The organism is Tissierella creatinophila DSM 6911, from assembly GCF_001940565.1.
Lineage (GTDB): Bacteria > Bacillota > Clostridia > Tissierellales > Tissierellaceae > Tissierella_A > Tissierella_A creatinophila.
In genome coordinates this window covers 97,977-122,986 of the sequence record NZ_LTDM01000053.1, presented here as the reverse complement: position 1 = coordinate 122,986, position 25,010 = coordinate 97,977, and the positions used below count along the sequence as shown (strand labels likewise).

Sequence of the window (25,010 nt, the reverse complement as noted above, 5' to 3'; positions counted from 1 at the left end):
TTCAATTTCCGTTTTGAGTTATAAACAACTTGATACTGTATATATACCCAAAATCGGGGGAATCCCAGCCATTTCAATAGATTGAAATGCAGTAAAATAGCTCGCTACAGAGTTCTGCAACGAGCTAAAAATATATATAAAAGGGGGAATGGTTTTGGAATATCCATTCGATTGTATAAGTGAATTTATATTTGCTGAATCTGATATAAAAAAGTCAGATATAATACTAATACCAGGAGCAAGCCAGCCTCAACTTATGGAAAAAGCAGTAGAACTCTATACCGATGGATTTGCTAAATATATGCTACCAAGTGGGGGAAGGAATTCTAAACTACCTAGTAACGAGACAGAGTGGGGTTACTTGAGAAGAATAGGTATCAACTCAGGAATACCCGAAAAATCAATTTTAAAGGAAGATAAAGCAAAAAACACATTTGAAAATGCAAAGTATTCATTAAAAGTATTACAAACGTTAGATATTGCAATAGAGAATGTTATCTTAGTATGTAAAACATATCATGCAAGAAGAGCATTATTAACTTACAAATCAGTTTTTCCCTCAGGTGTTAATTTTTATATATGCCCGGTAATAGATAAACGAGGAATATCAAAAGAAAATTGGACTCTAAACGAGAATAGTATTAGAATCGTTATGAATGAAGTGGTAAAGATAGGGATTTACTTTGAGGATAAGATAAATAAGTGGGTTTAATTTAGTTCTTCTTTATATTAGGTATCTCATCAAAAATATTATATGTCGTAATTATTAAAGCGAAAAGGGTGACTTTATGAAATTTGAGCCTATAGATATTAAGAAACATAGAGATTATATAATACTTTTCCGAAGAGATTCCTTTGTAGTAAGCTTTGGTACGGATGAAGAATTTGGAGATGAAGAGGAATATCTTAACTGGATTAAGGCAAGTGCAAGTGAGTTTCCTGATGGTTTTGTTATGGCTTGGGAAGATGAAATACCAATTGGACAAATTGAACTTACTATAAGGAAATATGAGGGGAAAACAATAGGATATACAAATCTATATTATTTAATCCCTGAGAAACGTGGTTTGGGACTAGGCAAAGAACTTCATAGATATGCTTTGCAATTCTTTAGAAAGCATGGGATAAGTGAGTATCATCTTCGTGTTTCACCTAGCAACCAATAAAAGACATATAAGATGTGGATAAATAAGAATTTGAGGGGAGATTATTTCTATTTGATGAGGTGAACAAAATGAAAACTATAACAATTTGTGGTAGTATGAAATTTGCAGAGGAAATGAAACAGATTGCTTGGAGACTAGAGGTTGAAAAAGGATTTAATGTACTCCAATGCATCTATAATGAGCAAAATGAGCCTATAACTGACGAGGCACAAAAGCGCCTTGTTGCGGCACATTATAGGAAAATAGATATTTGCGATGCTGTTTATATTGTTGATATTGATGGTTATATTGGCACATCAGTTGCTAATGAAATTTCATATGCAAAAGAGAAGGGGAAAGAGCTTATTTTTCATAGTAGACAGTCTTAAATTACTTCTCATAATGAGTATAACATGAAGTTCACAAATCAAATTCATTTGTAAAATTATAGATCAATGTTATGAAATAACCTATATATTTCTTATATATTATCGAGCCTTACACATTTAATGTGGGGCTTTTTTTAATGCAAGAAAAGAGATGGAAGGAAGGTAATAATATGGCAAAAAAGAAGATACCTATTATAAAAGATGAAAAAATTAAATCTTTTATAGACATGATTGCACCAGCTATTATTAAATTTAATACAGATCATTTCATCTGTGGGAACACCTACAGATGTGTATGGGCCTTAAGAGAATACCCTACAAGTACCAATGAACAAGCTATCCTTCGACACCTTGGGGAAAAAGATGGAGTTACCCTTAGGATATATACAAGGCAGGTAACACCAAATGAAGAAAAGAAAATAATTCATAATGCAGCCAATAAAAATAGAATGAACACTTCAAATACAAATGATTTACAGCAAACAGTAACGGCAGAAAGCAATCTGCAAGATGTGGTAACTTTAGTATCAACAATGCATAGAAATAGGGAGCCACTATTTCATTGTGCAGTATATATTGAACTTATTTCTAGCGATTATGATAGTTTGAAACTACTACAAACAGATGTATTAACGGAACTTGTAAGGAGTAAATTGAATGTAGATAGGCTCATGCTTCGACAACAACAAGGATTTTTATGTGTTGGTCCAACAGGAAGAAATATATTTGGAATTCAGTTTGAAAGAGTACTCCCTGCATCTTCAGTGGCTAACTTATATCCCTTTAACTATTCAGGAAAGACAGATACTAATGGTTTTTATTTAGGAAGGGATAAATTTGGATCAAATATTATTGTGGATTTTGATAAAAGAGATGATGATAAGACCAATCCTTGTATTCTGATTTTGGGGAATTCAGGACAGGGTAAAAGTTATTTATTAAAACTGATACTCTGTAATATTTTAGAATCAGGGAAGAATGTAATATGCCTAGATCCTGAGCATGAATATGTGGAACTAGCAGAAAACATTGGAGGATGTTTTGTAGATTTAATGAGTGGAGAATATATGATAAACCCACTGGAACCTAAAACATGGGATGATGGAGGAAATCCACTAGATAAAGATGCACCTATTACCTTTAAACAAGCAACTAAGCTAAGCCAGCATATAAGTTTCTTAAAGGACTTTTTCAGGTCATATAAAGACTTTGATGATAAGCATATTGATGTAATAGAAATTATGCTTGGAAAACTTTATAGAAGATATAAGATCAGCGATAGTACTGATTTTAGTAAATTAGAATCAGAAGATTACCCTATTCTTTCAGACTTTTATCTGCTTATAGAAGAAGAGTATAAAAGCTATGATATTGATAAGCACCAACTTTATACCAAGGAATTACTGCAAGAAATACTCCTTGGACTTCATTCCATGTGCCAAGGTGCAGAGAGTAAATTCTTTAATGGACATACAAATATAACATCTAATAGATTTATTGTATTTGGAGTGAAAGGTTTACTTCAAGCCAGTAAAAATGTTAAAAATGCCTTATTATTTAATGTATTGTCTTTTATGTCAGATAAACTTCTTACTGAAGGAAACACTGCAGCAGGGATAGATGAACTATATTTATTCTTAACTAATCCAACAGCAATTGAATATATTCGTAATTTTATGAAGCGAGTGCGAAAGAAAGAATCAGCAGTCATACTTAGTAGTCAAAACCTTGAAGACTTCAATATTGAAGGAATTAAGGAACTTACTAAGCCACTGTTTTCTATTCCAGCACATGCTTTTTTATTTAATGCAGGAAACATTGATAAGCAGTTTTATATGGATACATTGCAGTTAGAGGAATCAGAATATAATCTTATAAAATTTCCACAGAGGGGAGTTTGTTTATATAAATGTGGTAATGAAAGATATAATTTAGCGGTTCATGCTCCATCATATAAAGAAAAACTATTTGGAAAAGCAGGTGGTAGGTAGTGAAGATAGAAAAAATAGAATATTTGAGAAACCAAAAGCAAGGCATTATAGACGATTTGAGGGTGTGCATTAGTTATACTCCAAATAGAGATAATGACTTGCTTTGTTTTATGGAGCAGTATTTAAAAGCAGATATAAAGAAAAGATCAAGTTTATTAAAAGAGATAAAGAAATGTATTAATGGTGAGGAATATGAGAATCCATTCCTTAATTACTATTACTACAATGAAAAGGATATAGAAGAATTAGATCTTATTCTAGATAATTTTATTGATAATATTAAGGATCTAAATAATAGCAATAACTCTCTAGATATAGAAATTGAAGTAATAATTATTGAAACCATATGTAAAATTAATGAACTTCATGATAAATGCTTAGGGGAATTAATTGATTCTTGGAGGGATGAAAGACTTACAGATCTTATAGATATAGCTTGTAAAGATAGAGGATATGAAAATGCCATAGATATAATCAAAGGAAAAAAACTATGGTAGGGTGGTGAACATATGGATTTAAGGGAGCAAAAGTTTGGAGTAGAAGTTGAAATGACAGGCATTACAAGAAAAAGAGCAGCAGAGGTTATAGGGGAATATCTAAATGGAAATGTAGAGTATGAGGGGGCTGGATATGGAATATATTTAGTGAGAGATAATAAAAATAGGAAATGGCAGTTGGTACGTGATTCCAGTATTAATTGCCAAAAGAAAGTAGCTGGCAGAAAGCAAGCAGCCAGTAGGGAGTATAGTGTTGAGTTAGTAAGTCCTATATGCTTCTATGAAGATATAGAAGATATCCAAGAAATGATAAGAAAGTTAAGAGGAGCAGGAGCATTTTGCAATAAGTCATGTGGTATCCATGTCCATATAAATGCAGCACCATATGAGGCTTATCAACTTAGGAATCTTGTCAATATTGTAGTTGCAAAGGAAGACATGATATACAAAGCTTTAAAGGTAGATTCAGAAAGAGAAAGAAGATATTGCAAGAAAATAGATAATGATTTTCTAGAGGAATTAAATAAAAAGAAACCCAAAACCATAAGTGGTATCCAAAATATTTGGTATAAGGGGAGGGATGGAAGTCATCAGCATTATCATGATAGCAGATATAAATGTTTAAATTTACATTCTGTATTTCAAAAGGGAACAATAGAATTTAGGGCCTTTAATGGATCCCTTCATGCAGGGAAACTGAAAGCATATCTTCAATTTTGCATGGCTGTAACGGCACAGGCCTATAATCAAAAGTTTGCAAGTCCTAAGAAAACTGTATCAGAAAATGAGAAATATACCTTTAGAGTATGGCTTTTAAGATTAGGATTAATAGGAGATGAGTTTAAAACAGCTAGAAAACATCTTCTAGATAATCTAGAAGGAAATATAGCTTGGAAGTCACCAGAACAAGCTGAAGCACAAAAAGAAAGATTAAGAAAAAAGAGGGAAGAAGAACTTATAAGAGAAGAAATAGAAATAGAAAATGAAGAAATAGACATTAATGAGCAGGAGGAAACTCCTGCTTTTACTATGCTTATGAATCAGTGAGGAGGTTAAGATGGAGGGAATAAATAGGGAGATAGACCCAATTAATAAATTATATATAGCATATGGAAGTAATCTAAATCTATCACAAATGAAGAAGCGATGTCCTACTGCAAGAGTTATTGGAAGAACAGAAATAGAGGATTATGAATTAGTATTTAAAGGGTCAAAATCAAGTGCAGTTGCAACTATTGAACCATGTGAAGGAAGTATAGTTCCAGTATTAATATGGGATATAAAAGATGAAGATGAAAAGGCTTTAGATAGATATGAAGGATATCCAAATTTTTATGGAAAAAAAGAAATGAAAATTACTTTAGATGATAATCCTATTCTAGCCATGGTATATATAATGACACCGGGATATCAGTATGGAAACCCTTCTGAATTTTATTTAGAAACCATAGAAAGAGGTTATACTGATTCAGGATTTAATACAGATATTTTATATAATGCAGTAGAAAAAAGCATTGAGAAAATGAAAGTTTGTGAGAAAGTAATAGAAGAAGTTAAGGAGGATAAAGCTCAAGAAAAGAATGATCAAGTAGATATATATGGAATGAAATGGTGGTGATTAAATGGCTGACCCTGGAACATTAGGTCTAATTACTAAGGCAACAATAACTGCTCTGTCAGATGAAAGATTAAGAAAAGGAATAGGATGGACTATTGTAGCCATACTATCTCCATTTATTTTAATCATTGTTGTTATAGTAAGTTTACTTTCAGGAACTACAAATCACAATAATAATGCTTTAGATTTATCTTTTAATGGAGGAAGTATATCTAGTAAAATGCCTGAAGAGTACCGAGGACATATAGGGGATATGCGTAGTAGCTTCACAGTTTTAGATAGTAAAATCGAAGATAAGAATAGCCAAATGGAAGATGGGGATAGTCTAGACTCAATTAGAGTAAAGGCTATTTTTTATTCTCTGTATTTCGGCGAAAGCCATCCTTCAAAGATAGATCAGGGGAAATATGTGAATTGTTTTGTAAATTATGAAGAAAGAAAAAGAGCGGTAATTAATGAAGAAGGAAATGAATATGAGGAAACATATGAAGTAGCTATACCTATAACTAATCTATCAGAAATCTATAAGAATATAGAAAATAAAATGGGAATAGAAGTGCCTTATGAGAGTATGGCAAATGCAAATGAAATCTATTATAGGATAAAATATGGAACTCCTGCACCTAATGAAGGGGATAATTTTATAGAGTGGGAAGACTGGACTCAAGGCTTAACCCCTGAAGAATTAGAAGATTTATATAATGATTTACCCAATAGTGATAAAGGATCTAAGATTGTGCAATTGGCAATGTCAAGATTAGGAGATCCTTATTCACAAGAAAAAAGGGGACAAGGTAGGTTCACCGATTGCTCTTATCTAACCCTATGGATCTATAGACAGATAGGAATTAATATCCCAGCAACTGCAGCAGAACAGGCTAGGTTTTGTATAAATAAAAGGATTACTGTTTCAAAGAAAGATCTAGTAGCTGGGGATTTAGTATTTTGGAGTCACAAACCAAATGGCAGATTTATGAACATAACCCATGTAGGAATCTATGCAGGAGGTGGCAAGGTTATAGATGCATCTTACTCTAAAGGCAAGGTAGTATATAGAGATTTGTTTGATTCTAATAAGCAAGTTCTTTATGCTAGGCCACATATTTTAAAATAAAGGAGGATTCAAATGTTAAGAACAAAGGGGTTCTTTGAAAGAAAGATAAATAAATTTAATTTAAATGATTGTATAATTGAAGGAATTGAATTAATGAATCAAGAGGAATTTGAAAAATTTAGTATGGGTTTATTAAAGGGCAGAGATTTTATTAAAGATAGGCAAGATGAGATGTATATAGATTCAGCTGGACAAGTTCATGGCTTATTGGCACTTAATATGGATAGTGGTGATGGGATTTTAATAGATAGCCAAGGATTTGATTATGCAAGATATACAGCATTTTTACCAAATATAAAATCATATATTGATAATCATATAGCCATGGTTGTAGATAAAATGATAGAGGAAGCTACAGAGAATTCATCAAATGGAAGCTGGGTAATATACTTCGATGAGATAGAAGAAAACCATGGATTAGTTATAAATGAGAATAATGGAATAGGAACAATGCTATTAGCTGAACTAGAAGGAAGGGAAGAGTTGGCTGAATTAGAAATTGGAGATGACTGCTTTGATATGATGTTTTATAGTGAACATCTAAGCATTATAGATGATGGAATAGAACAAAATATGAAAATGTAGGGGGAAGATAAATGGGAAAGATAGAAGAAAGGATTAGAATTCTAAAAATTGAGCCACAAAAAGTATCTTATGAAAAGGAAATAAATAATGATTTAGAAGGTATCCAAGGAGAGGTTGAAGGCTTATTTGAATGTATTTATTTAGATGAAGATTGCATTTTAGTTTGTAATGAAGAAGGGAAGTTAAATGGTATGGAGCTTAATCGAAGGGTCGGTAATGATATAATTGCTGGTCCTTTTTTTATTGTAGGAGATAGCAATGATGGAGAATTCATATCTTTAACAGATGAGCAAGTGGAACAATATAAAAAAGAATTTAGTGAAATCCAAGAGTTTACTGGGGAAGAACCAGAGGCACAAGCTTGGATGGAGTTTAGAGAATTTGAATTTTAAGGGGGGAAATAGATGAGTGCTCCAAATGAAAAAACTCTATTAAAAGTAAGTTTTCCAAATGAAAAATTGGAAGCATTAAGATTTTATATGGGTGAAAAGGAACTAACAGTAGAAGGAGAATTACAGAAGTATGTGGATAGTATCTATCAAAAATATGTACCGGCACCAACTAGAAGATACCTAGACAGAAATGATAACGGAGAAGAACTTCAGGCTGAAATAACTATAGTAAATAATGAAATTATATCCGAAAACACAAAAAATGATACAAGTAAAGGTAGAAGAAAGGCAACAAAATCTCAAGAAATAGAAGGGCAAGTAGTCAATGAGCCAGTAGAGGATGGGGAAGTAGTAGAACAAGTCCAAGAAGAAAATCAGGGAATGGTAATGACCATGTAGTTAGTGGAAATGTGTAAAAATGGGTAAGGAGAGGATCTCAATATGAAAAAGGAATCTATGAAAATAAGTTTTAATGCTGAAAAACTTAGGGCAGTTAAGACCTATATGGAGAAAAAGGAAATAGACTTAGAAGATGAATTAGTGGATCAACTAGAAAAACTTTATGATAAATATGTCCCAGCCAATGTGAGGGAATATATTGACGATAAGCAAGAAGAGGAAAAAAGGAAGAGAAAACCTAAGAAATCTACTAAAAAGCAGGTGGAATCCAGTAACCCATCTATAATACAAGAATAAGACAAGCTTTGAGAGCCACGTTGCCCCTGTGTGCGATTTAAATGAGGTATGTGGTATGTTTATACCTAATGTGAAGTAATTGGAAGGTTGGGGGAAGTGTGCCGACAAATTGGTGGTACTATTAAATTGGTTTAACAATTTATTATAAGGCATTTAATATGGGGAATAGGGGTGAACCACCCTATTGATTTTAGTGCAGGATAAAGGAAGGTGGTCAAAACATTCCACCTTCCAGCCACATCCCCTGGCAGTGCCGTGGGTGAAGGATTTAAGATAGGTGGTCGGAAAATAAGGGTTATGCTGTCATAGGTGGTTGTTATCTAGTAATAACCCCATAAAACAAAGGTTTGATAGGTGTACCCTATAGGTGGTCAAGGAGAACTAATAGATGTTTGAGGTGTGATAAATTGACAGAGAAAAAGAATTCAGTAAAAAAACGGACAGCAGTATGGTTATATCCTGAGACAATGGATGAAATGGATAGTTTATTGGAAAGGGATAATTGTAAAAGTAGAAGTGAATTTATAGATAAGGCTTTAAATTTTTATATGGGATATTTAGTAACTGAAGATACTACAGGATATCTATCTAAAATACTGATCTCAGCTATGCAGGGAATACTTAAAGAAACAGAAAATAGAAATGCTAATAATTTATTTCGACTATCAGTTGAAATGAGTATGATGATGAATATACTTGCAGCAGGTTTAGAAATTAGTGATGAAGAACTTGGAAGTCTTAGGGGAAGATGTGTGCAGGAAGTAAGAAAGACAAGAGGAAAGATATCTATGGAGGAGGCGATAAAGTTTCAGCAAGGAATTGGAGAGTGATAATCTATGGCAAAGCTAATTTTAAAATGTCCTTATTTTAAAGGTGGAAGTAAAAGAGCATCAGCCCATCTTGGAAATTTAGTAAATTATATTGCGACTCGTGATGGAGTAGAAAAAATACTAGTTAAAGATATAGATAACTTATCCTCAGAAAAACAAAATCAATTAATAAATCAAATAATTAAAGAGTTTCCAAATACTAAAAATTTATTTGAGTATGAAGATTATATAAAGAATCCTACAATAGAAAATGCCTCTGAATTTATTTCTATAGCAGTAGAAGAAAACTTTGGTAAGATTGGAAAACGAAAAAACTATGTGGATTATATTGCAAATAGACCAGGGGCAGAAAGAATAGGAAAACATGGCTTATTTACTGGTGGAGATGATAATCTTGTTCTTAGTAGAATAGCAGATGCAGTTGCAAATCATGAGGGCAATGTATGGACTCCAATTATTTCACTAAGACGGGAAGATGCTACAAGGCTTAGTTTTGATAATGCCGAAAGCTGGCATAATATGCTTTCTTACTATGCAATAGATATTGCTGAATCATTAAAGATACAGCCTGAGAACTTTAGATGGTATGCAGCATTTCATAATGAGGGACATCATCCCCATGTTCATATGGTTTGTTATTCAACAGATCCAAAAGAAGGATACTTAACTAAAAATGGTATAGAAAAGATGAAGTCAGGATTTGTAAAAAATATCTTTGGTCAAGAGCTAAAGGAAATCTATATAGAACAAAGTAAAAGACGAGATGAGCTGAAGGTACAATCTGAAAAACTGTTATTACAGTCAATCGGTGAAATAAAAAGTGGCATTTTACAAAATAGTAAAATTGAAGAACAATTTATAAATCTTGCAGAACGTTTGAAACTTAGTAAAGGTAAAAAACAGTATGGATACTTGCAACCAAACTTAAAAGCAATGGTAGATGAGATTGTAGATGAGCTTGCAAAAGATGAAAGAGTTAGTAAGGCATATGATTTGTGGTATGAAATGCGTAATGAAGTACTCCACAGCTATATGGATAATCTACCTGAACCTATTCCTTTATCACAGCAAAAAGAATTCAAGTCAATTAAAAATATGATAATCAAGGAAGCTGATAATCTAAACAAAGGGATTATTACATTTGAAGAAGTTAATGATGCTGCTGTCATTGCAAATGATAGAGGAGTAGATGGTTTAATTACAAATGATACAGCCATTATAGATAACAATGCAGTAGATATAAAACTAATTTTAGAAAACACATTTATTTATTGTATTCGTGCAAAGTTAATTCTTGAAGGAGAAAATCCAGATGAAGAAGATATTAAAAAGGCTATTAAATATTTAATGGTAGGATCAGACAATGGAAATCAGTTTGCACAGTATATGTTAGGGAAGCTATATTTGATGGGAAAATATATACCAGAAGATAAAGAAATGGCAAAACAGTACTTTAATCTATCAGCAGAACAAGGAAATGAATATGCAAAGTCTTTTCTTGAAAATATGGACAGGTTTGAGAATCCATCCATTTGCCTTGTAGCTTCAAAGATGCTACACCATATGAGTAAAATATTTGAAGATAACATTCCACTTAAATCATCGGGAGTAGGCTTGAAGATTGATAGTAAGCTTATGAGAAAATTGAGGGAAAAGAAAGTTGGACAGGGACATAAGAGAAATGATAATGAGCTGAAATTGTAGCTGGAATCTGCCAGAAATAGCAAAGTGTGATATACTTTTAACCGAGATGGAATTTTCCATAAACTACTAATAAGGAGAGGGTACTTATGAAGATGAAAACATTGAGGTTGAAAAACTTTAGGGGTTACAGAGATGAAATGTCGGTCGAATTTTGTGATTTAACAACTTTCGTTGGAAAGAATGATATAGGAAAATCTACAATATTAGAAGCTCTTGATATCTTTTTAAATGAAGGAAAAGGGATAATAAAGATGGATAAAGAGGATATAAATAAACGAGCAGTTCAAGAAGGAGAAACCGAGATTTCTTTTTCTATTTCATTTGAAGAACTACCAAATAAAATTATTATTGATGCTACAAATGAAACAACATTGGAAGCTGAATATTTAACTAATATAAATGGGCAACTTGAAATAATTAAGAAGTATCCCAATGCTGGTGTTCAAAAGGTTTTTATTAAAGCATATCATCCAACAAACACCCAATGTAATAATCTTCTTCAGAAAAAGGATACTGAGCTTAGGAAAATAATAGAAAGTAATGATATTATTTGTGATGATAAAACAAAAAATGCTGTTATGCGAGAAGCTATTTGGAATCATTATACTGATGATTTACAATTAAGTGAAATAGAAATTGATATTACAAAAGGTGATACAAAACCTATTTGGGAAAAACTACAAAGATACCTGCCAACTTACTCCTTATTTCAATCAGACAGAAAAAATAGTGATGGTGATAGTGAAGTACAAGATCCATTAAAAGAAGCTGTAAAACAGATTCTAATGAATGAAGAACTAAGACAAAAGTTAAATGATGTTGCCGCCGAAGTAGAAGTTAAACTTAAAGAGGTTTCAGATAGAACCCTAGAAAAATTGAGAGAAATGAATCCCGATGTGGCTAATAGTTTAAATCCTGTGATTCCACCGTTAGAAAGCCTTAAATGGACAGATGTTTTTAAAAATGTGTCTATTTCAGGAGATGAAGATATTCCGATTAATAAAAGAGGGAGTGGTGTAAAACGTTTAATTTTATTAAACTTCTTCAGAGCAGAAGCAGAGCGTAGGAGAGCTGAAACAAATAGTGAAGGCATTATTTATGCAATTGAGGAGCCTGAAACTTCACAACATACTGAACATCAAAAGATGTTGATAAATGCATTTATAGAATTGGCTTCATCTGAGAATACGCAAATAATAATTACAACACATAGTGCAAATTGTGTTAAAGAATTAGAATTCGAAAATTTAAGGTTAATTTCAACTGGTGAGACTGGTAGAGTTATTGAAAATATTTCACCAATGGAATTACCATATCCTTCTTTAAATGAAGTGAACTTCTTAGCCTTTTCAGAAGTTTCGGAGGAATATCATAATGAGTTATATGGATTTATAGAGGCGGAAGAGCAATTAGTTTCTTACAAATCTGAGCAACCTACAATTCAGTATAAAAAGATAATGCGAGATAATAATGTTAGAGAGACACAAATAACTTTAACAGAATACATTAGGCACCAAATTCATCATCCAGAAAACACACATAATCCAAGGTATAGCACAGAACAGTTAAAAGAATCAATATGTCTTATGAGATATTTTATTAATGAAAATAAGAATGCAGAAACTGCACAATAGTGAATGTGATTTTTATTGAAATAAGATAATTTAAAAATAAATAATATGTAAAAATGACCTTTTATTTTTTGAGGGTCATTTTTAAATTCAAATTTAATTTTAAAAGGAGGAAATGATGAGTACTTATATTCATTTTACAGAGGAACAAAAGCAAAGAGCAAATGAGATTGATCTTGTGGATTTCTTACAAAGGCATGGAGAAAAATTGTTGCGATCAGGTAGGGAAAAAAGACTTGCTAGTGATCGTAGTATTACTGTTAGAGGAAATAGATGGTATGATCATGAAACGGACCAAGGTGGACTTGCTATTGATTTTTTACAAAGTTTTTATGGACTGAGTTTTCCAGATGCTGTAACTAGATTACTTGGTGGTGAACAAGGTGAAATATATAAGGTGGCAGATATAAAAGAACAGGGGGAAAGAAAGCCTTTTACATTGCCTCAAAGTCATTCTGATATGAGAAGAGTATTTGCTTATCTTATTAAACAAAGGCATATAGATAGAGATGTAATTAGTTCATTTGCAAAGGAAAAGATACTTTATGAAAGTTGTGAGCAATCTCAGGACAAAACAAAGGAATATCATAATGCAGTATTTGTAGGGTTCGATGAAAATGGAATTCCACGTCATGCACATAAACATGGCGTTTATACTAAAGGTAGGAGCTTCAAAGGAAATGTAGATAGTTGTGATCCTGGCTATAGTTTTAATTATATTGGTAAAAGTAACAGACTTTATGTATTTGAGGCACCCATTGATATGCTGTCCTTTATTACCATGTATAAAAAAGATTGGGAGCAACATAGTTATGTGTCATTATGTGGGGTATCTGAACAGGCGATGATGAAGATACTTGAAACAAATCCAAATCTTACCCATGTAATATTATGCTTAGATCATGATGTAACGGGAATTGAAACTAGTGAAAAATTTAATGATATATTAATGGATAAGAAAATTAAGTGTGATAAACTAGTTCCAAAATATAAAGACTGGAATGAAGACATAAAGGCAAGTTATAATCTCCCAGCAATTCCATCAGAAGAACATCCTCAGTATCTCTTACGAGATGAAAGTTGTTTAGAGATATATTCCCTTACCTCGGAACTTAAAAATACAGACTATTCCCTATTGAAACTAAATAACTTATTTTGTAAGTGTAAAACAAATAATACAGAGCAGATGGTTGAATCGTTAAAACAACTATCTGCTTTTTCTTTGCATGTAGCTGCAAAGGAATATAGACAAATGGATGTCAGTGAAGATATAGATACTGTTAAAGAAAGATTATATTACACATTCAAGGCATATGAGAATCGTAATAGAATTAATAGTCGGTTAGATATTATTGGGCAAGAACTTATGAATATTGGTAAGTATCAAGGGATACTTTCTAAGACAGAAAAAACAAGCATTGCAGAAAGTTATGAAGCTATTGCACAGAACTGTTTGAAAGCAGTTATTCTAATTGAATTAAATGAACAGAAAAAAGTGCATAGGCAAATAAAAGAGATGACTATGTAATAAAAATAACGGTGGTGCATCGCTATGATACAACTGGAAAAGGAGGTTTAACATATGGTATCACAAGTATATATGCTTATTGGCATATCAGCTTTAATGTTTTCAGTGATAGGGGGTCTTTCATTACTCGCCCATTACTACACTTTAAATGGAATTAAATCAAAAACTGTTGGAGATGGTCAGCATGGTACAGCTAGGTTTGCTACAAAGAAGGAAGTCATACAAACATATAAGCATATACCATTTAATGTTGCAGATTGGAGAAACGGAAAAAATCTACCAACAGAGCAGGGAATTATCCTTGGTAGTAAAGGTGCTAAAAATAATGTAGTAGCACTTGTAGATACTGATGATGTTCATTGTCTTATGATTGGTGCATCAGGGGTTGGTAAAACTGCCTTTTTCTTATATCCAAATCTTGAATATGCTTGTGCAACGGGTATGAGTTTTCTAACTACTGACACAAAGGGAGATCTATTTAGAAACTATGGAAAAATTGCAAAGGATTATTATGGCTACAATGTAGCAGTAATTGATTTAAGAAATCCTACACGAAGTGATGGAAACAATATGCTTCATTTAGTAAATAAGTATATGGATGAATATTTAAAAGATAATAACAAACTATCTGTAAAAGCAAAAGCTGAAAAGTATGCAAAGATTATTTCAAAAACTATTATTAATTCATCTGGTGATAGTTCTAATTATGGACAAAATGCATTTTTCTATGATGCAGCAGAAGGACTGCTTACTGCAGTAATTTTATTAATTGCAGAATACCTTCCTCCTACTGAAGTAGATGGAAAAGTAATAGATTGCCGTCACATTATCAGTGTATTTAAAATGGTGCAGGACTTACTTGCACCAAGTAAAGTAAAAGGGAAAAGCCAGTTTCAGTTACTGATGGATAAACTGCCAAATGAGCATAAAGCAAGATGGTTTGCAGGTGCTGCATTAAACTCTGCAGAGCAAGCAATGGCATCAGTTTTATCTACAGTGCTGTCAAGACTGAATGCTTTTCTCGACAGTGAAATGGAACAGATTTTGTGTTTTGATACGGCAATTGATGCAGAAAGGTTTTGCAATGAAAAATCAGCTTTATTTATTGTACTCCCAGAAGAAGATTTAACAAAATATTTCATGGTTTCACTTATGATACAACAACTATATCGTGAAATATTATCTGTGGCTGATGAGCAAGGTGGGAAACTAAACAACAGAGTTATATTTTATTGTGATGAGCTTGGAACACTTCCACCTATTGAATCCTTAGAGCTTATATTCTCTGCAAGCAGGTCTCGTAGGTTGACATTAGTTCCAATTATTCAAAGTTTTGGACAGCTACAGAAAAACTATGGTAAAGAAGGATCTGAGATTATTGTAGATAACTGTCAAGATACTATATTTGGAGGATTTGCTCCAAACTCAGAAACAGCACAGGTACTATCCAAAGCCCTGGGAAATAGAACTGTGATGAGTGGTTCTATCAGTAGAGGTAAAAATGATCCATCGCAAAGTTTACAGATGATAGAACGGCCTCTTATGACAGCTGATGAATTAAAATCATTACCTAAAGGTAGCTTTGTAATTATGAAGACAGGAACACATCCAATTAAAACAGTACTTCATTTATTTTTAGATTGGGGTATTTCATTTGGAGAACCATATTTCATAGAGGAAAAATCTCATCGCAAAGTAGCATATGCGGATAAGAGAACCCTGGAAGAGAATATTATCAATCAAGACAATATACTTGAAATGGAAGATGTGGAGGAACTAGAATCTGAAGAAAGAAAAAAGGGAGGAATATCACACGACTCAGTAATTTCATCAAAAGTGGAATCAAATAAAAATAATAAAAGGCCGAAATTAAGAACATAGGAGGTGGAAAAATTTGAGTTACTTTAGAACGATTTACTCCTATTCTGCCGATGAGCTTCCGACTCGTGCGAAGACGGTGTATATGTATTTAAAAGATAAAACTGATGCAAAGGGTGAATGCTGGCCAGCTATAAATACCATTGCAAAGGATACATCTATGTCAAGGAGTACGGTTAAGCGAGGAATAGCTGATCTTATACGATGTGGTTTACTTACCAAAGAACCACGTTATAGGGAGAATGGGAGCAATTCATCTAACAGATATTTTTTAAAAAGGTAATGTTCATGGGTAAAAAAATACAAACTGTCCACCAAGGGATTAGTTTGTGTTTTCAATGGACTGAGGTGGAGTCCATAGTGAACCTACCAGAAGGACTCACTTTAAGAATATATTTAACATCAGAGAAAGAATAATACAAGAATAAAAATACGATATTTGGTATTAACGTAACCTATCAGATAAAGTATCAAATAGTTCAACATATCCACGTAATATCCATCTTATTATTCACCTCCACTAAGATAAAAAAGCATTGACAAAAATTATATTTAAGAATACTATATGAGTATAATCAAATATAGTAATGTGTTGGAGGGTGGAAATAATGGACAACTTATTCAAATCACTAGGGGATGAAAACAGACTCAGAATAATAAATTTACTGCGGAAAGAAGAATTGTGTGTTTGTGAGATTGAAGCTATTTTAGATACAACTCAATCTAATGTATCAAGACATTTAACTAGACTGAGGAATGAAGAGATTGTAATTTTTAAAAAGAAGTCTCAATGGATATATTATGAGATAGATCCAAAATTTATTGAAGATAATAAGTTGCTATATGAATATTTAATAGCTAAAATGGATCGAAATAGTAAATTTACAAGAGATCTGAAAAAATTATCAGTATATAAAGAAAGTGGCATGAGTTGTGATAATATAGAGGAATTAAATAAGGTTAACTTTAAATGAAAAAGCAGTATTTAAGGTGATTGTAGTTAAATAATAATTGAAGGGCGGAATAATTATGGGAAAAAAGGAAATACCAGTAGGTATTGGATTTTTTGAAAGATACCTTACAGTATGGGTAGCAATATGTATGGCAATAGGAGTACTTATCGGAGTATACTTACCAAGTATCCCTAAGTTTTTAGGAAATTTTGAATATGCAAAGGTTTCAGTGCCTGTAGCAATTCTTATATGGTTAATGATTTATCCAATGATGTTAAAAGTAGATTTTCACAGTATTAAAAAGGTCGGAGAAAATCCTAAAGGACTTGTAATTACATGGGTTTCAAACTGGCTAATTAAACCTTTTACTATGTATGGATTAGCCTTGTTTTTCTTTAATGTAGTATTTAAAAACTTTATACCACCGGAACTTGCAAAAGAATATCTTGCAGGAGCCGTTCTTTTAGGAGCAGCACCATGTACTGCTATGGTATTTGTTTGGAGTCATTTAACTAAAGGAGACCCTGCATATACACTTGTTCAAGTGGCAACAAATGATCTTATTATCTTGGTTGGATTTGTTCCTATAGTTGCATTTTTATTAGGGATAAGCAATATATCAATTCCTTGGAGTACTTTATTTCTATCAGTTGTTTTATTTGTAGTTATACCTTTAGCAGCAGGTGTTATTTCAAGGACTGTAATAACAAAAAGTAAAGGGTTAGAATACTTTGAAAAAACCTTTATTCCCAAATTTAGTAATGTAACAATAATTGGATTGCTGTTAACTTTAATAATTATATTCTCATTTCAAGGACGAATTATTGTTGATAATCCACTAAATATTGTATTAATTGCAATACCACTAATCATTCAGACTTTCTTAATATTCTTTATTGCTTATTTATGGGCAAAAGCGTGGAAGTTACCACATAATGTGGCTGCACCAGCAGGAATGATAGGAGCATCGAATTTCTTTGAACTAGCAGTAGCAGTAGCAATTTCAGTATTTGGATTAGGTTCTGGGGCTGCACTTGCAACTGTTGTTGGTGTCTTAGTTGAAGTTCCAGTTATGCTTCAATTAGTTAAAATAGCTAATAATACAAGAGATTGGTTTCCAAATCCTGTAAAGGATAATTAAAATTAACGAAATATTTTTACACGACTATATGATTATAATCGAATGTAGTCATAAGAAAAGGGGATGATGAAATGAAGTCTAAGGTAGCATTTATATGTGTTCATAATTCATGTAGATCACAAATGGCAGAAGGATTAGCCAGACATCTAGGCAGTGATGTATTAGAAAGCTACTCAGCAGGAACAGAAGAATATATAGAAGTAAAACCCCTAGCTGTAGAGGTTATGGAAGAGATAGGAATATCCATGGATAGTCATTACCCTAAGCTTTTAACAGCGATACCAGATGAGGTAGATATACTAATAACCATGGGTTGTGAAGTAATTTGTCCTTTTATTCCTTCCAAGCATCAAGAAGATTGGGGACTTACAGATCCTTCGGGAGGGACTATAGAAGATTTTAGAGAAACTAGAGATTTAATAGAAGAAAAAGTAAAAGTTCTAATCAGAAGATTAAAAGATAATGAAATTTAGAAAATAGAGGAGTGTATTATTATGAATAAAATGGTAATCTTTGATCCAGCTATGTGTTGTTCAACAGGGGTTTGTGGACCATCAGTTGATGAAAACCTCTTAAGGGTTTCGGTTGTTATAAATAGACTAAAAAAGAAAGATATATTAATAGAAAGGCACAATCTAACTGACAATCCTAAAATATTTGTAGATAATAAAGAAATAAACCAGTTGATAAACAATGAGGGAATAGATATTTTACCTATCACAACTGTTGATGGAAAAGTTGTAAAGACAAAAGAATATCCAACAAATGAAGAGTTTTGTAAATTTCTTGATGTTCCAAAGGAATATGTAGTCTCAGGTAGAAGGTCATCTATAAGAAAGAATCGTTGTTCTGGAGAAGATGGATGTTGCTAAAACAGAAGGAGGAAGATTATTATTTTTAGAAATTTTGATTTAAAAGATATAGATTTAACTAAATATTTATTTTTTACGGGGAAAGGTGGAGTAGGTAAGACATCAACAGCTTGTGCAGTTGCAGTAGCACTCGCTGATAGTGGTAGGGAAATAATGCTTGTAAGTACTGATCCTGCTTCTAACCTTCAAGATGTATTTGATACAGAGTTAAATAATAAAGGAATACCTATAAAAGAAGTTCCTAATTTAGTAGTAGCAAACTTTGAACCGGAAGAGGCAGCTGCTGAATATAAAGAAAGTGTATTAGCACCATATAGGGGAAAACTACCAAATGCAGCAATACAAAGTATGGAAGAACAACTTTCGGGTTCATGTACAGTTGAAATAGCAGCTTTTAATGAGTTTTCTAGCTTTATAACTGATAAAAAAACAGCAGATAAATATGATCATATTATATTTGACACAGCACCTACTGGTCATACACTAAGAATGCTTCAACTTCCTTCAGCATGGACCAACTTTATTAGTGAAAGCACTCATGGTGCATCATGTTTAGGACAGTTATCAGGGCTTGAAGACAAAAAAGAGATTTATAAAAATGCTGTGGATAACTTGGCTGATGGAGAAAAAACTACACTTATACTAATATCTCGCCCTGAAATATCAGCTTTAAAAGAAGCTGAAAGAGCTTCTTTAGAATTACATGATATAGGAGTAGATAATCAACTATTAATAGTAAATGGAATACTTAAAGAACACGATGATTATCTTTCTAACGCAATCTATACAAAACAACAAGATGCACTAAAAGATATACCAATAGGGCTTAAAGATATTGAAACTTTTGAAATTCCACTAAGACCATATAATATAACTGGACTAGAAAATATAAGATCCCTATTTAAAAGTAATAATATTAAATATAATGATGAAACATTGAAGATTGATAATATACTAAATCTTAATGATGTAATAGAGGATCTATATAAATCCAATAAAAAGGTTATTTTTACTATGGGTAAGGGTGGCGTAGGTAAAACTACTATAGCTGCTACTATTGCACAGGAGTTGGCAAAAAAAGGTGAGAAGGTACATCTAACAACAACTGATCCTGCATCACATTTAAAATTTGTTTTAGAAGAAGGTCATGGTGTTAAGATAAGTAGTATTGATGAGAAAAAAGAGCTGGAAAAGTATAGAGAAGAAGTATTAAGTAAAGCTAGAGAAACAATGAGTGATGACGATATTGCCTATATAGAGGAAGACTTAAGATCGCCATGTACTCAAGAGATTGCTGTATTTAGAGCATTAGCTGAAATAGTAGAAGGTTCAGAAGATGCAATAGTAGTTATCGATACAGCCCCAACAGGTCACACTTTATTATTATTAGAATCAACTCAAAGCTATAATAACGAAATTGAACGTACTCAAGGTGATATTCCAAAATCAGTTAAATCATTATTACCTAAGTTAAAAGATAAGAACTTGACAGAGGTTATTATAATTACCCTGCCAGAAGCTACCCCAGTCTATGAAGCTACTAGGTTACAAGAGGATTTAAATAGGGCTGGGATATATAGTAAGTGGTGGGTTATTAATTCGAGTTTCTACGCAACTAGCACAACAAATGAGATTTTAAAGGTGAAAGCCAGTAATGAGGCACAATGGATTAACAAAGTAAATGAAATATCTAAGGGAAATTTTGCAATGATTAAGTGGATTCCTGAAGAATTAAAAGGTGAAAATTTAAGTAAGATATTAAAATAAATTATATCTTCATAATTCCTTCATAATCTTTATCTATAATTTAATTAAAGAAAACAAGGAGGAGAGATATAAATGAAAAAAGGAATGATGGCTCTTAGTTTAGCTATTGTAGTTGGATTATTCACAACATTTGCATATGCAGATGGTTCGTTAGATGGAAAGGATCTCTATGGCGACTCGATAAATGACTTTACCCAATCATGGGGAGAAGATAATCTACAATATCAGGAGAATAATCTAAAAAGAGCAGGAGAAGAAAATGGCTACCTAAACAATCATTGTGGTGATGGATATAATCAAGGAAGCAGAAGAGGAATGGGAAGAAACCATATGGGTTGGTAAGATGAATATAAAACAAAGTAAAAGCAATATAGTACAAGCTAATGCAAAAACACATTAGCTTGTTTTTTATTCATCAGTATATAAATATACATAAAACATCTTGTAAAATAATCTCATTAAATATCAGCTTAGTTTTGTATGAATATATGATTATAACATATTCAATTAGTAATGATAATAACTCCGTTTACAAGCGCATAGATATTACCTCTTAAAGGCTTAGCTAAATCAGAGGCAATTTTTTCTTGCTCATCTATATCTCTTGCAAAAAAAATAGGGACTCCACCTTTAACAACTACATCTTCATCTAATGTTACTATAGCTAATATTTGTTTAATTGGACTTTTATCCATTATATTATCTCCTACTTTACGATAAATTTACTTTTCTGTTGGTTTCCAAAATTGGTACATTCAAAATAATTTCTTTTAATTTTTCACTGTCTTTTATAATAGGAACTATTACTAGACCGACCCTTCCAGTTTTAAAATCTCTTCTAGTACGTATATGTCTCTCCAATCCAAGTAATCTAGAACATTCATGAACAAGCGCAGTAATTTGACCTCTATGGTTTAAAATTATTGTTTCATTAGCATTCTCATTTTTAGACTTTAAGATAAAACCAATACCATTTTTTAATAAGACATCCCTAGTTGACGATAAACCTACATTCATTATAAATATATCATCTATATATAAATTATATTTATCTTTAAATTCCAAAGGAACCTCTTCTATATGTATAATGTCTCCTAAAGATTCTCCTTTAGTATACTGTTTTAACATATATGCAATTAAGAATCCTATTGAAACAGAGCATATGATAATAATCCAGTTTGTCTTAATAAATTTTTTTAGAGCGAATGCAGATAATGTAGTAGCTAGAGAAACTATAATAACAATATAGTTACGAGCCTCAAAAGTTTTAGCTATACCATCAATATATGATTCACCTCTAGGGGTATATGAGCTACTTTCAAGTGATACAAGTGAATCACGTTCCATTTTACGTATATCTCTAAATTGTTGAATAGCAGCTGCTAGAAAAGTCACCGCTACATAATTTTTGCTTCTAAGCGCAGGATATGCAACAGCTCCCACAGCTGCAGCAATAAATCCAGTTGTTACATGTATTAAATAACCATTTGGTAAAGTGGGATATTGTCTAATATCACTCTTTAACATCCAAAGTCTACTAAGAAATCCCACAATAATTCCCATTGAAATGAATATTAGTACGTAAGTTTCTAGTATTTGTTTTTCTTCCATGGTATTCTCCCTAATTAGAATTTTTATTATTTTAACCCACATGTATATATCTTATTCAAAACTTTATGGCATTTAAATGTGTTCAGCTAAAGAATTTATATTTGGTTTAAAAAGACAATGAACAATGTATGAATAAAAGTGCTCATATTCCTAATAATACCTTTGAAGAATAAAATAAGCTTATTTGGAAGGAGCCTCATGATGTTGTGACAACTATGAACAATAAGATCCTCTACTAATAGACGCATAAATTTAGAATGAAATTGTGATCTTACCATATGATTTAGTTTGTTTTTTAGGGGTAGAATTTAAATAATGTGACTTGTTTTAATTGATATTAAAATTTTAGTTCAAATGTGAGCTACTACTATTCCACAAAGATAAATTGAGTAAGGAGGAATTATTTTGGATAACAAAGAAAATAAAGAAAAACACAGTAATCAAAATCATCAAAATCACGAGAATATGAATCATGAAGCGAGTAACCATCAAGACATGAATCATAATAGCCATCAACACCATGAAGACCAGGAGCATGAAGGCCATAGTGACCATCATGCTATGATGGTGGAAGACTTTAAACGAAGATTCTATTTTTCATTAATTATTACTGTACCTATATTACTATTATCTCCAATGATTCAAATGTTTTTAGGGGTTGAATGGAATTTTGCAGGAGATTCTTATATATTGTTTGGTCTATCAACTATATTATTTATTTATGGAGGGAAACCATTTCTTACAGGTGCAAAAGATGAACTAAAGAAAAAGTCGCCCGCAATGATGACATTAATATCATTTGCTATATCCGTAGCGTATATCTATAGTACTTTAACAGTATTTATACTAAGTGGAAATGATTTCTTTTGGGAGTTAGGAACTTTAATAGTTATTATGTTATTAGGTCATTGGATTGAAATGAAGTCTATCATGGGTGCATCGAGAGCCCTTGATGAGTTGCTAAAATTAATGCCTGAGGAAGCTCATCTTATAAAAGATAACGGTGAAAATATCGATATTCCAGTAAATCAACTAAGTGCTGGAGATTCTGTGTTAGTAAAACCAGGAGAAAAGATTCCAATAGATGGTATAGTGTATGATGGAATGTCAGAAGTTAATGAATCTATGATTACAGGAGAATCAGTTCCTGTCAAGAAAGAAGTTGGTGATGAGATAATTGGTGGATCCATCAATGGAGAAGGATTGCTAAAGTTTAAAGTGAGCAAAGTTGGAGATGAAACTTTTATATCTCAGATTATCAAGCTGGTAAAAGATGCTCAAGCATCAAAGTCAAATACTCAAAGATTAGCGGACACAGCAGCCAAATGGTTATTTTATATAGCTATGACTGCCGGAACAGCGACGTTTGTTTTATGGATGCTAATTAGTAAGGATTTAAACTTTGCAATTGAAAGAGCTGTAACAGTAATCATCATATCTTGTCCACATGCATTAGGACTTGCAACCCCATTAGTTACTGCAGTTTCAACTAGTATAGGAGCAAAGAGAGGGCTATTGATAAGAAACCGCGCTGCGTTTGAAAGTGCTAGAAATTTAGATACAGTTGTGTTTGATAAAACAGGTACCCTTACTGAAGGTGAATTTGGAATAACTGATATACAGGAAATTGGTATATCACAAGAAAGGTTACTTGAAATTGTATATTCAGTTGAGGCGAATTCAGAACACCCAATTGCAAAAGGTATTGTAAAAGAAGGGAAGAAACTAAATCTAAAAACCAAAGAAGTTAGTAATTTTCAAAGTTTACCAGGAAAGGGTTTAAAGGCAACTGTAGAAGGTAATGAAATAATGATAGTAAGTCCAGGTTATATAAGAACTCAAAAGATTTATTTTGATCAAAACCATTATGAAAAGTTAGCCCAGGAAGGTAAGACTGTCGTGTTTGTATTACAAAACAATACACTTATAGGATATATTGCATTATCTGATATTGTAAGAGAAACAGCAAAAGAAGCTATAAAGTCTTTAAAATCTATGAATATAGAATCAATCATGCTAACTGGTGATAATCAAAGAGTTGCATCTTATGTAGGTAAGATACTCAAAATAGATAAAGTAATTGCTGAAGTATTACCGCAGGAAAAGTCAGATAGAATTGATGAACTTATTAAGCAAGGCAAGAAGGTTGCAATGACTGGTGATGGAGTAAATGATGCACCTTCATTAGCTAAGGCAGATTTGGGGATTGCAATAGGGGCAGGCACAGATGTAGCTATTGAGTCTGCGGATATTATTCTTGTAAGAAGTAATCCATTAGATGTTGTAAATATCATTAAACTTTCAAAAGCCACCTATAAAAAGATGATTCAGAATTTAATTTGGGCAACTGGATATAATGTGATTGCTCTTCCATTAGCAGCAGGAGTTTTATATAATCAGGGAATCATTATTAGCCCAGCATTAGGTGCTGTTTTCATGTCACTGAGTACGATAATCGTATCCATTAATGCTAAATTTCTTAATATTGACTAAAAGTCTTGGTAAGAGATGAATAGACAGGGACTGTCCTTATATTATTCAATTAGTTATTTAATTTGTGAATAAGTATTTATAAAAATCTTTATGATAACTTCATCCTGTTATGTTTAGTAGTAAGAAATTTACTTCTAAATATTTAACAGGGTGTTTTAATATTCATTTATTAGGT

The 25,010-nt window shown here is 32.2% G+C and carries 27 protein-coding genes; 25 read left to right on the top strand and 2 right to left on the bottom strand.

Going from position 1 to position 25,010, the window contains the following annotated elements; genetic code table 11:
* The first annotated feature begins 154 nt into the window (after positions 1-154).
* The 24 genes from TICRE_RS10635 (at position 155) to TICRE_RS10520 (ending at position 21,073) form a co-directional block, all read left to right on the top strand.
* Positions 155-712 (top strand): YdcF family protein, encoded by a 558-nt coding sequence (locus tag TICRE_RS10635; RefSeq protein ID WP_075727887.1) that lies wholly within the window; start codon positions 155-157, stop codon positions 710-712.
* A gap of 76 nt (positions 713-788) precedes the next feature.
* A complete protein-coding gene (locus TICRE_RS10630) occupies positions 789-1,166 on the top strand; it encodes a GNAT family N-acetyltransferase (RefSeq protein ID WP_075727885.1) in 378 nt (125 codons plus the stop codon).
* 59 nt (positions 1,167-1,225) lie between these two features.
* A complete protein-coding gene (locus TICRE_RS10625) occupies positions 1,226-1,534 on the top strand; it encodes a hypothetical protein (RefSeq protein WP_198927555.1) in 309 nt (102 codons plus the stop codon).
* 170 nt (positions 1,535-1,704) lie between these two features.
* Positions 1,705-3,525, top strand: coding sequence for a VirB4 family type IV secretion system protein (locus TICRE_RS10620; protein ID WP_075727907.1), 1,821 nt, complete (start codon positions 1,705-1,707; stop codon positions 3,523-3,525).
* On the top strand, positions 3,525-4,022 hold the full coding sequence (locus TICRE_RS10615; RefSeq protein ID WP_075727881.1) for a hypothetical protein: 498 nt from the start codon (positions 3,525-3,527) through the stop codon (positions 4,020-4,022). Before TICRE_RS10620 ends, TICRE_RS10615 begins: the two co-directional genes overlap by 1 nt.
* 12 nt (positions 4,023-4,034) lie before the next feature.
* Positions 4,035-5,069: an amidoligase family protein gene (locus TICRE_RS10610; protein ID WP_075727879.1), complete on the top strand. Its 1,035-nt coding sequence runs from the start codon at positions 4,035-4,037 to the stop codon at positions 5,067-5,069.
* Positions 5,070-5,079: 10 nt separating this feature from the next.
* A complete protein-coding gene (locus TICRE_RS10605; protein WP_075727877.1) occupies positions 5,080-5,640 on the top strand; it encodes a gamma-glutamylcyclotransferase family protein in 561 nt (186 codons plus the stop codon).
* A gap of 4 nt (positions 5,641-5,644) precedes the next feature.
* Complete coding sequence (locus TICRE_RS10600; protein WP_075727875.1) at positions 5,645-6,754, top strand: C40 family peptidase; 1,110 nt, start codon at positions 5,645-5,647, stop codon at positions 6,752-6,754.
* A gap of 12 nt (positions 6,755-6,766) precedes the next feature.
* Positions 6,767-7,339 (top strand): DUF6329 domain-containing protein, encoded by a 573-nt coding sequence (locus tag TICRE_RS10595; protein WP_075727873.1) that lies wholly within the window; start codon positions 6,767-6,769, stop codon positions 7,337-7,339.
* An 11-nt stretch (positions 7,340-7,350) separates the two neighbouring features.
* On the top strand, positions 7,351-7,731 hold the full coding sequence (locus tag TICRE_RS10590) for a DUF3846 domain-containing protein (protein WP_075727871.1): 381 nt from the start codon (positions 7,351-7,353) through the stop codon (positions 7,729-7,731).
* Between the two features lie 12 nt (positions 7,732-7,743).
* A complete protein-coding gene (locus tag TICRE_RS10585; RefSeq protein ID WP_075727869.1) occupies positions 7,744-8,130 on the top strand; it encodes a DUF6103 family protein in 387 nt (128 codons plus the stop codon).
* 42 nt (positions 8,131-8,172) lie between these two features.
* The gene (locus TICRE_RS10580; protein WP_075727867.1) at positions 8,173-8,427 is read left to right on the top strand and encodes a DUF6103 family protein; all 255 of its coding nucleotides are present in this window, start codon (positions 8,173-8,175) and stop codon (positions 8,425-8,427) included.
* Positions 8,428-8,834: 407 nt separating this feature from the next.
* On the top strand, positions 8,835-9,257 hold the full coding sequence (locus tag TICRE_RS10575; RefSeq protein WP_233120196.1) for a hypothetical protein: 423 nt from the start codon (positions 8,835-8,837) through the stop codon (positions 9,255-9,257).
* A gap of 6 nt (positions 9,258-9,263) precedes the next feature.
* Positions 9,264-10,961: a MobP3 family relaxase gene (gene mobP3 / locus TICRE_RS10570; protein ID WP_075727865.1), complete on the top strand. Its 1,698-nt coding sequence runs from the start codon at positions 9,264-9,266 to the stop codon at positions 10,959-10,961.
* Positions 10,962-11,047: 86 nt separating this feature from the next.
* Entirely contained in the window at positions 11,048-12,595 is a 1,548-nt protein-coding gene (locus tag TICRE_RS10565) for an ATP-binding protein (protein WP_075727863.1), read from the top strand.
* Positions 12,596-12,710: 115 nt separating this feature from the next.
* A complete protein-coding gene (locus tag TICRE_RS10560; RefSeq protein ID WP_075727861.1) occupies positions 12,711-14,120 on the top strand; it encodes a toprim domain-containing protein in 1,410 nt (469 codons plus the stop codon).
* Between the two features lie 54 nt (positions 14,121-14,174).
* Positions 14,175-16,001, top strand: coding sequence for a VirD4-like conjugal transfer protein, CD1115 family (locus tag TICRE_RS10555; RefSeq protein ID WP_075727859.1), 1,827 nt, complete (start codon positions 14,175-14,177; stop codon positions 15,999-16,001).
* A gap of 13 nt (positions 16,002-16,014) precedes the next feature.
* A complete protein-coding gene (locus tag TICRE_RS10550; protein WP_075727857.1) occupies positions 16,015-16,281 on the top strand; it encodes a helix-turn-helix domain-containing protein in 267 nt (88 codons plus the stop codon).
* 325 nt (positions 16,282-16,606) lie between these two features.
* Positions 16,607-16,972 carry an ArsR/SmtB family transcription factor gene (locus tag TICRE_RS10545; RefSeq protein WP_075727855.1) on the top strand — a complete coding sequence of 122 codons (366 nt, stop codon included), beginning with the start codon at positions 16,607-16,609 and terminating at the stop codon, positions 16,970-16,972.
* Positions 16,973-17,027: 55 nt separating this feature from the next.
* Positions 17,028-18,092: an ACR3 family arsenite efflux transporter gene (gene arsB, locus TICRE_RS10540; RefSeq protein WP_075727853.1), complete on the top strand. Its 1,065-nt coding sequence runs from the start codon at positions 17,028-17,030 to the stop codon at positions 18,090-18,092.
* A 71-nt stretch (positions 18,093-18,163) separates the two neighbouring features.
* A complete protein-coding gene (locus tag TICRE_RS10535; RefSeq protein WP_075727851.1) occupies positions 18,164-18,565 on the top strand; it encodes an arsenate reductase ArsC in 402 nt (133 codons plus the stop codon).
* Between the two features lie 21 nt (positions 18,566-18,586).
* Complete coding sequence (gene arsD, locus TICRE_RS10530) at positions 18,587-18,964, top strand: arsenite efflux transporter metallochaperone ArsD (protein ID WP_075727849.1); 378 nt, start codon at positions 18,587-18,589, stop codon at positions 18,962-18,964.
* Between the two features lie 15 nt (positions 18,965-18,979).
* Entirely contained in the window at positions 18,980-20,731 is a 1,752-nt protein-coding gene (arsA, locus tag TICRE_RS10525; RefSeq protein WP_332881343.1) for an arsenical pump-driving ATPase, read from the top strand.
* 72 nt (positions 20,732-20,803) lie between these two features.
* Entirely contained in the window at positions 20,804-21,073 is a 270-nt protein-coding gene (locus TICRE_RS10520) for a hypothetical protein (RefSeq protein ID WP_075727845.1), read from the top strand.
* A 161-nt stretch (positions 21,074-21,234) separates the two neighbouring features.
* On the opposite strand, the gene TICRE_RS10515 is transcribed toward TICRE_RS10520, so the two are convergent.
* Complete coding sequence (locus TICRE_RS10515) at positions 21,235-21,426, bottom strand: capping complex subunit for YIEGIA (RefSeq protein WP_075727843.1); 192 nt, start codon at positions 21,424-21,426, stop codon at positions 21,235-21,237.
* Between the two features lie 16 nt (positions 21,427-21,442).
* Positions 21,443-22,342 carry a YIEGIA domain-containing protein gene (locus TICRE_RS10510; RefSeq protein ID WP_075727841.1) on the bottom strand — a complete coding sequence of 300 codons (900 nt, stop codon included), beginning with the start codon at positions 22,340-22,342 and terminating at the stop codon, positions 21,443-21,445.
* Positions 22,343-22,747: 405 nt separating this feature from the next.
* Between TICRE_RS10510 and TICRE_RS10505 the strand changes: the two genes are divergently transcribed.
* Entirely contained in the window at positions 22,748-24,835 is a 2,088-nt protein-coding gene (locus tag TICRE_RS10505) for a copper-translocating P-type ATPase (RefSeq protein WP_198927554.1), read from the top strand.
* Positions 24,836-25,010 lie beyond the last annotated feature (175 nt).

What these genes read in the sequence shown, in the direction of transcription:
- mobP3 (WP_075727865.1), top strand. Translation starts at nt 9,264, where the DNA reads ATGGCAAAGCTAATTTTAAAATGTCCTTATTTTAAAGGTGGAAGTAAA.
- arsD (WP_075727849.1), top strand. Translation starts at nt 18,587, where the DNA reads ATGAATAAAATGGTAATCTTTGATCCAGCTATGTGTTGTTCAACAGGG.
- TICRE_RS10535 (WP_075727851.1), top strand. Translation starts at nt 18,164, where the DNA reads ATGAAGTCTAAGGTAGCATTTATATGTGTTCATAATTCATGTAGATCA.
- TICRE_RS10510 (WP_075727841.1), bottom strand. Translation starts at nt 22,342, where the DNA reads ATGGAAGAAAAACAAATACTAGAAACTTACGTACTAATATTCATTTCA.
- TICRE_RS10630 (WP_075727885.1), top strand. Translation starts at nt 789, where the DNA reads ATGAAATTTGAGCCTATAGATATTAAGAAACATAGAGATTATATAATA.
- TICRE_RS10565 (WP_075727863.1), top strand. Translation starts at nt 11,048, where the DNA reads ATGAAGATGAAAACATTGAGGTTGAAAAACTTTAGGGGTTACAGAGAT.
- TICRE_RS10595 (WP_075727873.1), top strand. Translation starts at nt 6,767, where the DNA reads ATGTTAAGAACAAAGGGGTTCTTTGAAAGAAAGATAAATAAATTTAAT.
- TICRE_RS10610 (WP_075727879.1), top strand. Translation starts at nt 4,035, where the DNA reads ATGGATTTAAGGGAGCAAAAGTTTGGAGTAGAAGTTGAAATGACAGGC.
- TICRE_RS10520 (WP_075727845.1), top strand. Translation starts at nt 20,804, where the DNA reads ATGAAAAAAGGAATGATGGCTCTTAGTTTAGCTATTGTAGTTGGATTA.
- TICRE_RS10555 (WP_075727859.1), top strand. Translation starts at nt 14,175, where the DNA reads ATGGTATCACAAGTATATATGCTTATTGGCATATCAGCTTTAATGTTT.
- arsB (WP_075727853.1), top strand. Translation starts at nt 17,028, where the DNA reads ATGGGAAAAAAGGAAATACCAGTAGGTATTGGATTTTTTGAAAGATAC.
- TICRE_RS10545 (WP_075727855.1), top strand. Translation starts at nt 16,607, where the DNA reads ATGGACAACTTATTCAAATCACTAGGGGATGAAAACAGACTCAGAATA.
- TICRE_RS10580 (WP_075727867.1), top strand. Translation starts at nt 8,173, where the DNA reads ATGAAAAAGGAATCTATGAAAATAAGTTTTAATGCTGAAAAACTTAGG.
- TICRE_RS10605 (WP_075727877.1), top strand. Translation starts at nt 5,080, where the DNA reads ATGGAGGGAATAAATAGGGAGATAGACCCAATTAATAAATTATATATA.
- TICRE_RS10590 (WP_075727871.1), top strand. Translation starts at nt 7,351, where the DNA reads ATGGGAAAGATAGAAGAAAGGATTAGAATTCTAAAAATTGAGCCACAA.
- TICRE_RS10620 (WP_075727907.1), top strand. Translation starts at nt 1,705, where the DNA reads ATGGCAAAAAAGAAGATACCTATTATAAAAGATGAAAAAATTAAATCT.
- TICRE_RS10515 (WP_075727843.1), bottom strand. Translation starts at nt 21,426, where the DNA reads ATGGATAAAAGTCCAATTAAACAAATATTAGCTATAGTAACATTAGAT.
- TICRE_RS10585 (WP_075727869.1), top strand. Translation starts at nt 7,744, where the DNA reads ATGAGTGCTCCAAATGAAAAAACTCTATTAAAAGTAAGTTTTCCAAAT.
- TICRE_RS10560 (WP_075727861.1), top strand. Translation starts at nt 12,711, where the DNA reads ATGAGTACTTATATTCATTTTACAGAGGAACAAAAGCAAAGAGCAAAT.
- TICRE_RS10600 (WP_075727875.1), top strand. Translation starts at nt 5,645, where the DNA reads ATGGCTGACCCTGGAACATTAGGTCTAATTACTAAGGCAACAATAACT.